The sequence below is a fragment of the Pseudomonas gozinkensis genome (assembly GCF_014863585.1).
Lineage (GTDB): Bacteria > Pseudomonadota > Gammaproteobacteria > Pseudomonadales > Pseudomonadaceae > Aquipseudomonas > Aquipseudomonas gozinkensis.
The window spans coordinates 3294596-3305193 of record NZ_CP062253.1 but is presented as its reverse complement, the minus strand read 5'-3'; the positions used below and the strand labels follow the sequence as shown (position 1 = coordinate 3305193).

Genomic DNA, 10598 nt, shown 5'->3' with positions numbered 1-10598 from the left:
GCGCCACTTACTCATGCAAGAGCCCGGCATTTTTGATCGACCGGCGCCCCCCATTTATTGAGAGCCGCCACTATGTCCAGTACCCCGTCCACCATCCTTGTAGTCGAAGACGACGCTATCGTGCGTATGCTGATCGTCGATGTGCTGGAGGAACTGGACTTCAAGGTTCTGGAAGCAGATGGCAGCGAGCAGGCGCTGGAAATCCTCAAGGACCTGAATCAGCACATCGACCTGATGATGACCGACGTCGGCCTGCCGATCATGGATGGCCGCCAGTTGGCCACCGAAGCTCGCAACCTGCGCCCTGCCCTGCCGATTCTGTTCGCCAGCGGCTATGCCGAGACAATTGAAGTGCCGGCGGATATGCAGGTGATCGGCAAACCGTTCTCGATTGATCAACTACGCGACAAAGTAAAAAGCATGCTGGAAAACTAGGCGAGAGTGCTTGATTACTTCTCCTGCGCGCAATCCTTGAATTATTACCAACACATTTCCGAACAACCTTGAAACCATGGACAACTATTTGAGCGCCGCAGAGTAACTTACTCTGCGCAGGCTCAATAGTTTCCAATATCTCGTGCAATGCACCAGCACATCTATTGAGGGCAAACATTCCATAAGAGAACAAGGATATTCAATCATGTACCCCGTGCAGCACGGCACTCAGACGTCAATTGAGAAAAACATTTTCCAGGCGTCGTTAGTAAACCGGCGAAACGAAATTGATGTGCAAGAGAGTTCGATCATCATGCGAGCTCTCAAAGAGCACATCAGCCAGCATGCAAACGACGACATCGTCAGCCTGAGCGAGATCGTCGCCCCGCGTACCGCAGGATCGACACTCGATATTGCACAGCAACCGTTCAGCAGCGCGCTGGCCAAATTCAAAAAGAACACTGCCTTTATTACGATGCAGCAGGTCTACGAGTTTTCTTCCGATCCGGTCATGTTTGTCGACATGAATGCCTCACTCAGGGTTTTCAAAGAAGGCACCTGGATCAATCTGACTCACGACTTTCAGACAAAGCATTACTTGCAAGATGATCTTCAGATTATTGCCGAAGGTGCTGAACAGACCGGTGGTTTTGTCTTTACCGGGGAGTTCATCGGAATACAACAGTGGCTGGTGTTCCACAAATACACGATTCCGAAAACAGTCTCCGATATAAAAAACCTGATTGCCTTTCTCGAATTCAAGATCCCCGCCAGCCCGGACACGGGAGACTATCGCGAACTGCTGATGGAACCGCTGGATTCACCTTTCCATCTATCGAACGATGATCGCCAGATCATCAGAACCGTGATCGCCGAGACCACTCAAGGGCGTAATAGTCTGTTGCAGCATATTGCGCCGAAAAACTTCAGCACTTTTCCCGAAGACATCCGGCGAGAACATGCAGGCTTCTACCTGAACAGCTTCATGAAAAAGCCGAATGCAAAAAAATTGGGCCGAGCCTTGCTTGAGCGCCTTGAATGGTATGTCGAAACGGATGATCCGCAGGCGACCGAGCGTCAACTCAAGTGCATGGTGGCGACGGCGCTGATTCTCGACCTGATGCCTCAAATGGAAAAGCAGGCTGGCGAGATTGCCGGTTATGCGTTTTATCAACCCGATAACGCTTTACGGACAGCGCCCGAGATCTTGAAGGAAGTCGAGAATCATCTGATCGCAGAAAAGATGATCGAATCGCACAACGCTCAACTGGCTGCGCATTTATTGCTGGCGGGGATCGCACCGGAATTTCTGGTACAAGGCACGCCCGTTGAGTTGACCATTGACCGGCCCGGCTGGGTCGTCTTCGCACAGGCGGTGGCACTGGTCGAGTTGACCGCGCCTGGAGCATCCCGGCTCATGAACTACGAAGAGGTCAAATCCTTTTCCGATCTGGCGCCGGTCAGCAAGGCGCAACTGACGCTTCATGAATTGACGGCAATCAAACCGATCATTCATTGGGCCATGCTCAATGGTGTTCTGCCATACAGTCGGGATTCCGACTACAGCACCGAATCCTACGCCAAAGCCGCATCGAGCTTCGGTCTATATGCCAAAGCGCTGAACCAGATCGAAACCGGTATCTCAGCCAATCCACCCAATCGTCGCGAACTGGCCTTGAGCGCACTGAAACGCGTGATGCCGGCGGGTGATTATCTGGAGCAGCGGGTATACAAGCTCAACTACCCGGCCGCCCTGAACGAGAAAAGCTGGATTGAGTTTCTGGCGTCCTTCAATCTCGTCTACCTCTGGGACGATGCCGCCGTTTTACTGGGGGTAGACGAATATGCCGTGTCCAAAGTACACAGGCTTCGTGCCTCCATTCTCGACCTCTATATGTCTGGTGATCTGGTCGTGAACAGACGGTTCAATCACCGATTCGTGTCCACGAAAACACTTGCCATTCCCAAGGATGCCTTTTCCCGCCTCTCGGAACTCGAACCTGTCGACAAGCTGTTCAACGACGCCTTCGATCCCTATTACCACGACCTGCAAAAAGGCTTGTCCTCGGTCATTAAAATGGCCATCACCCAATTGCCGGAAGACAGCCGCACCTTTTTGTCCAACGGCTACGTTACGCTCTACACCGTACGCAAAGAGGCGAATTCGGATAACGCATTTCAGGAAACCCAACGTCAGCGCGACGACGAGAAGGGGCGCTACGGGATTATCCTCGGATGCCTGCATGACAATGAATTTCGCTGCTTTGAACTCTTCACGCTGAAAGGATTGTGTCGCGAGCGACCTGATCTCGCCGATCAGTTGCGATCCAGCGGGATTGCCGACTCCACGCCCTCGCTGTCCTATACCGGCGCAGATACGGACTTCCAGGCCAAGAATCCGGAACGTCAGTGGCCTGTTGACGCTTCGGCTTATCTAGACGGAAGCCATCCGAAACGGGCGACGTTCTCCAGAGTCGTCGTGGAAAAGCTCTGGCATTTCCACCTCCAGTCAGACGATGTACGGCCAGTACCTCTGTTTTTCTCCTCGGCGCTCGACAAGCTGGCAGAGGAAGTGTTGACCTGTCATCCGATAGCAACCCGGGAAGAGCTTTACGCATTACTCAATACGCAGACGGATCTGCAAAAAATGCGCTCCCAAAAAGATGCGCTGGATACAGCACTCGTCAATATCGTCATTCCTTTCAAAAAGTGCATCGAGGACATCGGGTCCGGTGATGCTCCACGTGTCGCCGAAGGGGTTGGCGGGTGCGTGCTGGATGGGCTGGCCTTGCTGGGGCTGGTCGTCGGCTTTGGCGCTACGGTCGCCGGCATCGTCGGCAAGACGGCTTCCACGACCTCAAAAGTGCTTAGTATTGCCAAGGCAGGCGCCCGGTTTTCCGCCTCACTTGTCAATCCGTTCGACGGCTTGCCGGACCTTGTTGTACAAGGCACGCGCCTGCTCAGGAAGGGGGCTCTGTTTTTGAGCAAGCACGGCCTGAACGCGCTGGAAACCGCCACCGGCCAACTTCGCAAACTGACAGGTAACGCGCAGTCCTATGACCTGGTGAAGGCTGCCGAGCTCTATGACCTGAGACAAGGCGCCTGGAAAGGTGCGGACGATCTGGGGGAGCCGATCAGCCTGTTGGCCTTCAAGCATCACCAGGACTGGTACGCCATCCACCCACGTACCAGGCTTCCCGGAGGGCGTGCGTTGAAGAACTTTCGAGTCACGGATGATCTGGCACGGTTGCCGGGACTGCATCGGATCATACCCAAGAGCTACGCCCGATCAGTCATCAAGAATGCACTGCCCATTGCCCGACGCAAGCTCGACTTTGCGATCGACACGCTCAGCAAGGGGATCAATGACCGTGATATACGGTTTCTGCTCAAAGCCTTTTTTGGGTCCGACTCCGATGAGGTAGCCAAAGCCTATCGGGATGCCATGCGTGTGATGAGAGACGATCTCGACAACCTTGCGATCAGCAATATCAAGCTGGACAACGCCAAAGCCAGTGAAGCGATCGCCGGCCTCTTTCCAGACAACTACCGTGCCTGGAAGGCTGCGGTACAGGCAGATCAACCACACGAGCAATTCATGGTCGTTTTTACCGACGCATTGAATGACTACTACCGGCAAATCAACTTTGACGACAGCGGCATCGCAGACATCTTTGTGCATGAGCTGTCCCACGGAGGCCCGGCTACACATGACTTTTTCTATGCTGACATCAGCAAACGAAAGGCGCTGATGGTCGGGGACCTGGAGGTTTCCGGGCTGCTGAATCTCGCCAAGGGTCCGGAACACGTGGACGGATCCAGCAAGTTGGCCGGCAGAGGCATTTCGATCTTATTGAATCCGCCCCGCGGAGAACCTCTTCCCTTCATCAATGAGGCTCCCGGGTTCCTCAATGCCGACTCCCACACGATGGTGACCTCGCTACTGAGCCAATCGGTGACGAATAATCCGGCGTTCCAGTCAAACCTGGGCAATCTGCGCGCAGCCTTGAAGAGCTCAGGGAACCGCCCGATCACTACCCCCGTGCGGCTGAGCCTTGGCCAGGGTTCGGTCCCCTCATTTTAAAAGAGTGCCTGTCGCGCTTGCACCGTTGTCGAGCCCTACGGTGCAAGCGCTCGGAATTCTGGAAACCCGAGCCAAGGATTGCAAACGGCTTTGTTGCAGTTGCTGTGATTTAATTGCGGTTTTTGCCCCGTCTCCCCCTCTTTTGCAAGCAAGGAACCCCGTCATGAGTCAGCCCGCAACCAAAGTCCTCGTCATTGGTTACGTCTGGCCGGAACCCCGCTCATCGGCAGCAAGCGGGCATGTCATGCAGATTCTCGAAACGTTCCTGCAACAGGGCTGGCAAGTCACCTTCGCCAGTCCTGCCGGTGTTGGCGAACACCCGGCCGATCTTGGCCAACTGGGAATCCGCACTGTCCCGATAGAACTGAACAACAGCAGTTTCGACACGTTTATCAGCGAACTGGCGCCGGATATCGTCCTGTTCGACCAGTTCATGATCGAAGAACAGTTCGGCTGGCGCGTGGAAAAACACTGCCCCGATGCCTTGCGTGTTCTGGAAACATCGGATCTGCAAAGCCTGCGCCATGCCAGGCATCAGCGCTTGAAGGATCGGCTGAAGGCCGGTGATGACGCAGACGACTTCCATGAATTGTTCGCACCTGCGCTGCGTGAAGAATTCGAGTTGATGGCTGACACTGACCTGGCCAGGCGCGAGATTGCCGCGCTTTATCGCTGCGATCTGAACCTGATGATCTCGCCAGTAGAAATCGAACTGCTGGTACAGCAGTTCAAGTTGCCACCCGAGCTGTTGCACTGGTGCCCATTGATGGTTGAACCGCCCAGTACGCCAGCAAAAACCTTTGCTGAACGCACGGACTTCCTCAGTATCGGCAACTTCCGCCACGCGCCGAACTGGGATGCCGTTCTGTGGTTGAAATCGACGGTCTGGCCGCTGATCCGCGAGCAACTTCCCAAGGCGCAGTTGCGCATCTATGGTGCCTACACACCACCCAAGGCCGCGGCCTTGCACAATGCCGCGCAAGGGTTCCACATCATGAACTGGGCAGAAGATGCCTTGCAGGTCATGTCCGATGCGCGTATCTGCCTGGCGCCTCTTCGTTTCGGTGCCGGCATCAAGGGCAAACTGATCGATGCGATGCTTTGCGGCACGCCGAGTATCACCACACCGATTGGAGCCGAAGGCATGCATATCCAGCAGCCTTGGCCGGGGGCAATCTGTCGCACGGCGCAGGATTTCGCCGATGCCGCAGTCAAACTTTATCGTGACGAAACACGCTGGCAGGCAGCCCAAACCCAGGGACATACACTGCTCGAAGATATTTATCAGCAAGTCGTTCATGGACCGGCGCTTATCAACAAACTACTTGAATGCCGTGAGAACATTGAACAACTAAGGCGCAATAACTTCACTGGCAGCATGTTGCGACATCATTCTCACAAGAGCACACAATACATGGCCCAGTGGATCGAGGCCAAAAACCGGAACAAATAGACATCGCGGAAAACTATAAAAACAATAGCCAATAACTTGAATCAACATGCCTGTAGCTAACCAATAACTGAAACCCTATAAACATCCTGCAAGTGACGCCTTAAACACTCAAAACGGCGTCGCTCTTTTAAATCACTTATGCAGGATGCACTCATGACAACTTCCAACTGGATGAGCAGGACCCCCGACATTGACTCGCTGAACATCTGCGAACTGACATTGCCGGGTGCTCACAACGCAGGCAGCGACTGGCGCGCTACCTACCCGATCTTCGGCCCTCCGCGTCACTGGCTGGCATGTCAGCACGACAGTTTTCATGCACAACTGAATCACGGCGCCCGAGCGCTCGACATTCGTCTGAGATATGACGCCAAAGGTGAGGGCCCTCGAAAGTTCGTCTTGCACCACAATGGTCATACGAACTCCCGGACGCTGGAAAACCTGGTTAATGACGTAAACAGTTTCCTGAAAAAGAATCCCGATGAATTCATCGTCCTGGATTTTCACAGCCTGGATGGTAATGACTTCGACTATCAGAATTTTAATAATGCGATCACCACCCTCTTGGGAGACCGCCTCGTTCCGCGCGTAAACCAGTCTCTCACCCTTCAAGAACTCAAGCGCATCAGTACGACACAACGAGTATTTGCTGCGGCAAGGTCACACTCGAAACTCGACTACAAGGTATTCCACGACAAGATCAGTCATAAATGGTCCGGAAACGGCATTACCAACCCAGATGAATTGAGACAGTTCATTGAACATGTAATGAAAAATCCGCCAGGCACCTGGAATTCCTGGTCGTTATCTGCCACCAGCTACACCGCCCTTGGTGGCCCCGTCGACATCCATAACGAGCTGAACGAATGGTTCGACCTGGATAAAAGTGACTGGGCATTGAAGTGCAACATCATCAATGTCGACTTCATCGAAGAGTCGGACCTGGTGGAGTTTTGCCGCGTTGCCAACGTGCTGAAGGCCAAACAACGAACTGCCTGAACCGCAATGGAAACTGGCGCAATCCTTGCGCAAAGAGGCATGATCGACGGGCGATAACAAAAAAAGTACCCCGCCATGACCCGCACCGCCCGCGTGACCGACCCCTCTTACGAGCTGATGGATGACCACAACGGGTTGTCCATCATCTATCGCCAGCATGGTTTCCCCTGCCCGCTGGTGCGCTGGCATTTCCACAAGGAATACGAACTGCACCTGATCGTCGCCAGCTCTGGCAAGGTATTCATCGGCGACTACATCGGCAACTTCTACCCGCAAACACTGTTCCTTACCGGCCCTAATCTGCCGCACAACTGGATCAGCCAAGTGGCCGAGGATGAAGTGGTCGAGAAGCGCGACATGCTGGTCAATTTCACCGATGAACTGTTTGAAAGCGGTCACCAGGTGTTCGCGGAACTCAAGACCCTGGCACCGCTGCTGGAACGTGCGCAGTACGGCATCGAATTCCGTTGCCCGCGCACGATCCGCCAAGCGACGAACCTGATGCAGAAGATCGCCGACACCAAGGGCATTACCCGCCTGGGTCATTTTTTCATTTTGATGGAATTGCTGGCCGCGACCGACGACTACCAGCTGCTGTCCGGCGCAACCACCCCGCAATTGGCCGATGAGCACAACATTGACCGCACCAACCGCGCGGTGGATTACATCTTCACCCACTACGCCCGGGAACTGCCGCTGGAGGAAGTCGCCGAGCACCTGGGCATGAAACCGACTTATTTCAGCCGCGTGTTCAAGCAGGCGACGGGGCGCAATTTCATCGAATTCGTCAATCGCCTGCGCATCAGCAAATCCTGCGAACTGCTGGCGGACGGCGACAAACCGGTGACCGAAGTGTGTTTCGAGTCGGGGTTCAACAATATCTCCAATTTCAATCGGCGCTTTCAGCAGCTCAAAGGCATGACGCCGTCACATTATCGGCGGCTGGTGGTGCAGCGTCTGACCGAGCAAAACCACGGCTGACGCTCGAAAACCTGTACGGTTTCATCGCCCTTACGGCCCTGAAACACCCTTCCCTGCGTTTATCGCTTCAATCCCGAGTGCAAAAAAGTATCGATTCAAGTGCTAGGGATGATTTGTCAGCCCCTCATTAGAAGGCTGTAATCAGTGCACATTCTTCCCCCGCCGGAAGAACACAAAAACAATAACTGTCCTTCTGCCCCCGCCGGGTGCAGAAAAGGAGTGCACGATGCAACCCACTGCAAAAGCTCTGCTGGCCCTCACCTGCATGACCCTCAGCAGCGTCAGCCTTGGCGCCCAGACCCTGACCATCGCCACCGTCAACAACAGCGACATGATCCGCATGCAAAAGCTCTCGAAAACCTTCGAGACCGAGCATCCTGACATCAAGCTCAATTGGGTGGTGCTGGAAGAAAACGTCCTGCGTCAGCGCCTGACTACCGACATCGCCACCCAGGGCGGGCAGTTCGACGTGTTGACCATCGGCATGTACGAAGCCGCACTCTGGGGGGCAAAAGGCTGGCTCGAGCCGATGAAGGATCTGCCGGCCAGCTACGCCCTCGACGATGTGTTCCCGTCGGTGCGCGAAGGTCTGTCGGTCAAGGGGTCGCTGTACGCCCTGCCGTTCTATGCCGAAAGCTCGATCACCTATTACCGCACCGACCTGTTCAAGGACGCCGGCCTGACCATGCCGGAGCGTCCGACCTGGGAGGAGATCGCCGGTTTCGCCGAAAAACTCACCCACAAGGACAAGGAGCAGTACGGCATCTGCCTGCGCGGCAAGGCCGGCTGGGGCGAGAACATGGCGCTGATCACCACCGTGGCCAACGCCTACGGTGCGCGCTGGTTCGATGAGCAGTGGAAACCGGAATTCAACGGTCCGGAATGGAAGAACGCGCTGAACTTCTACGTCGACACCATGAAAAAATCCGGTCCACCGGGTGCCTCCAGCAACGGCTTCAACGAAAACCTTGCGCTGTTCAACAGCGGCAAGTGCGCGATGTGGGTTGACGCCAGCGTCGCCGGCTCGTTCGTCACCGACAAGACTCAAAGCAAGGTCGCCGATCACGTCGGCTTCACCTACGCGCCGCATCAGGTCACCGACAAAGGCTCGGCGTGGCTGTACTCGTGGGCACTGGCGATTCCGACCAGCTCCAAGGCCAAGGACGCCGCCAAGGAATTCAGCGCCTGGGCCACCTCCAAAGAGTACGGCGAACTGGTCGCCAAGACCGACGGCATCGCCAACGTACCGCCGGGCACCCGCGCCTCGACCTACAGCGACGCGTACATGAGCGCCGCGCCGTTTGCCAAGGTCACGCTGGAATCGCTCAAAGCCGCCGACCCGAGCAAACCGACCCTCAAACCCGTGCCTTATATCGGCATCCAACTGGTGACCATTCCGGAATTCCAGGGCATAGGCACCCAGGTCGGCAAGCTGTTCTCGGCCGCGCTGATCGGCCAGACAACGGTCGACCAGGCGCTGACCGCGGCCCAACAAACCACCGAACGCGAGATGAAGCGCGCGGGTTATCCGAAGTAACTCGCCACTCAACCTGTGGGAGCTGGCTTGCCAGCGATGGCGTCAGCACAGTCAACATTGCTGCCGGCCGTTATATCGCTATCGCTGGCAAGCCAGCTCCCACAGGGATCGCGTCAATGTCAGGAAGGTTTTCTCTCCTGAACATGTACCTGCACCCAAACGGTTGTGATCACCATGAATACTTCAACTGCCAAAGCCCACATCGACCTGTCGCAGCCCCGGCGCAAAAGCCGTGTGGCCAATCCCGGCTGGTTTCTGGTCAGCCCTTCGGTGGCCCTGTTGCTGCTGTGGATGATCGTGCCGCTGGGCATGACCGTCTATTTCTCGATGATCCGCTACAACCTGCTCGACCCCGGCGTAAACGAGTTCGTCGGGCTGGAAAACTTCACCTACTTCCTGACCGACTCCGGCTTCATGCCCGGCGCCACCAACACCTTGCTGCTGGTAGGCAGCGTGCTGCTGATCAGCGTGGTGTTCGGCGTACTGATCAGTGCGTTGCTTGAGGCCAGCGAGTTCTTCGGTCGCGGCATCGTGCGGGTGATGCTGATTTCGCCGTTCTTCATCATGCCCACGGTCGGCGCGCTGATCTGGAAGAACCTGATTTTCCACCCGGTTTCCGGGATCCTCGCCTACATCTGGAAGCTGTTCGGCGCGCAACCGGTGGACTGGCTCGCTCACTACCCGCTGCTGTCGATCATCATCATTGTGTCGTGGCAATGGCTGCCCTTCGCGATCCTGATCCTGATGACCGCCATGCAGTCCCTCGACCAGGAACAGAAAGAAGCCGCCCGCCTCGACGGCGCCGGCCCGATCGCGATCTTCTGGCACCTGACCCTGCCGCACCTGGCGCGGCCGATTGCCGTGGTCGTGATGATTGAAACCATCTTCCTGCTGTCGGTGTTCGCCGAAATCTTCACCACCACCAACGGCGGCCCCGGCTACGCGTCGACCAACCTCGCCTACCTGATCTACAACCAGGCGCTGGTGCAGTTCGACGTCGGCATGGCCTCGGCCGGCGGCCTGATCGCCGTGGTCATTGCCAACATCGCCGCGATCATTCTGGTGCGGATGATCGGCAAAAACCTGACTGACAAAGCCTGAGGCCTGCC

Annotated in this window: 7 protein-coding genes; all 7 read left to right on the top strand. The window is 55.8% G+C overall.

Features of this window, described 5'->3' with window-relative positions; translation table 11 throughout:
• The first annotated feature begins 72 nt into the window (after nucleotides 1-72).
• The 7 genes from IHQ43_RS14645 to IHQ43_RS14615 all read left to right on the top strand — a co-directional run bounded on the left by IHQ43_RS14645 (nucleotide 73) and on the right by IHQ43_RS14615 (nucleotide 10590).
• A complete protein-coding gene (locus IHQ43_RS14645; RefSeq protein WP_192561042.1) occupies nucleotides 73-435 on the top strand; it encodes a response regulator in 363 nt (120 codons plus the stop codon).
• A 205-nt stretch (nucleotides 436-640) separates the two neighbouring features.
• A complete protein-coding gene (locus IHQ43_RS14640; RefSeq protein ID WP_192561041.1) occupies nucleotides 641-4519 on the top strand; it encodes a hypothetical protein in 3879 nt (1292 codons plus the stop codon).
• A gap of 163 nt (nucleotides 4520-4682) precedes the next feature.
• Nucleotides 4683-5972 (top strand): glycosyltransferase, encoded by a 1290-nt coding sequence (locus tag IHQ43_RS14635; RefSeq protein ID WP_192561040.1) that lies wholly within the window; start codon nucleotides 4683-4685, stop codon nucleotides 5970-5972.
• Between the two features lie 153 nt (nucleotides 5973-6125).
• The gene (locus IHQ43_RS14630; protein ID WP_192561039.1) at nucleotides 6126-6971 is read left to right on the top strand and encodes a phosphatidylinositol-specific phospholipase C domain-containing protein; all 846 of its coding nucleotides are present in this window, start codon (nucleotides 6126-6128) and stop codon (nucleotides 6969-6971) included.
• Between the two features lie 75 nt (nucleotides 6972-7046).
• Nucleotides 7047-7952, top strand: coding sequence for an AraC family transcriptional regulator (locus IHQ43_RS14625; RefSeq protein WP_192561038.1), 906 nt, complete (start codon nucleotides 7047-7049; stop codon nucleotides 7950-7952).
• A 226-nt stretch (nucleotides 7953-8178) separates the two neighbouring features.
• Nucleotides 8179-9489: an ABC transporter substrate-binding protein gene (locus tag IHQ43_RS14620; RefSeq protein WP_192561037.1), complete on the top strand. Its 1311-nt coding sequence runs from the start codon at nucleotides 8179-8181 to the stop codon at nucleotides 9487-9489.
• A gap of 174 nt (nucleotides 9490-9663) precedes the next feature.
• Entirely contained in the window at nucleotides 9664-10590 is a 927-nt protein-coding gene (locus IHQ43_RS14615; protein ID WP_085696464.1) for a carbohydrate ABC transporter permease, read from the top strand.
• Nucleotides 10591-10598 lie beyond the last annotated feature (8 nt).

Excerpts from the sequence above, each read along its gene's own strand:
- IHQ43_RS14625 (WP_192561038.1), top strand. The coding sequence starts at position 7,047 with ATGACCCGCACCGCCCGCGTGACCGACCCCTCTTACGAGCTGATGGAT.
- IHQ43_RS14615 (WP_085696464.1), top strand. The coding sequence starts at position 9,664 with ATGAATACTTCAACTGCCAAAGCCCACATCGACCTGTCGCAGCCCCGG.
- IHQ43_RS14635 (WP_192561040.1), top strand. The coding sequence starts at position 4,683 with ATGAGTCAGCCCGCAACCAAAGTCCTCGTCATTGGTTACGTCTGGCCG.
- IHQ43_RS14640 (WP_192561041.1), top strand. The coding sequence starts at position 641 with ATGTACCCCGTGCAGCACGGCACTCAGACGTCAATTGAGAAAAACATT.
- IHQ43_RS14630 (WP_192561039.1), top strand. The coding sequence starts at position 6,126 with ATGACAACTTCCAACTGGATGAGCAGGACCCCCGACATTGACTCGCTG.
- IHQ43_RS14620 (WP_192561037.1), top strand. The coding sequence starts at position 8,179 with ATGCAACCCACTGCAAAAGCTCTGCTGGCCCTCACCTGCATGACCCTC.
- IHQ43_RS14645 (WP_192561042.1), top strand. The coding sequence starts at position 73 with ATGTCCAGTACCCCGTCCACCATCCTTGTAGTCGAAGACGACGCTATC.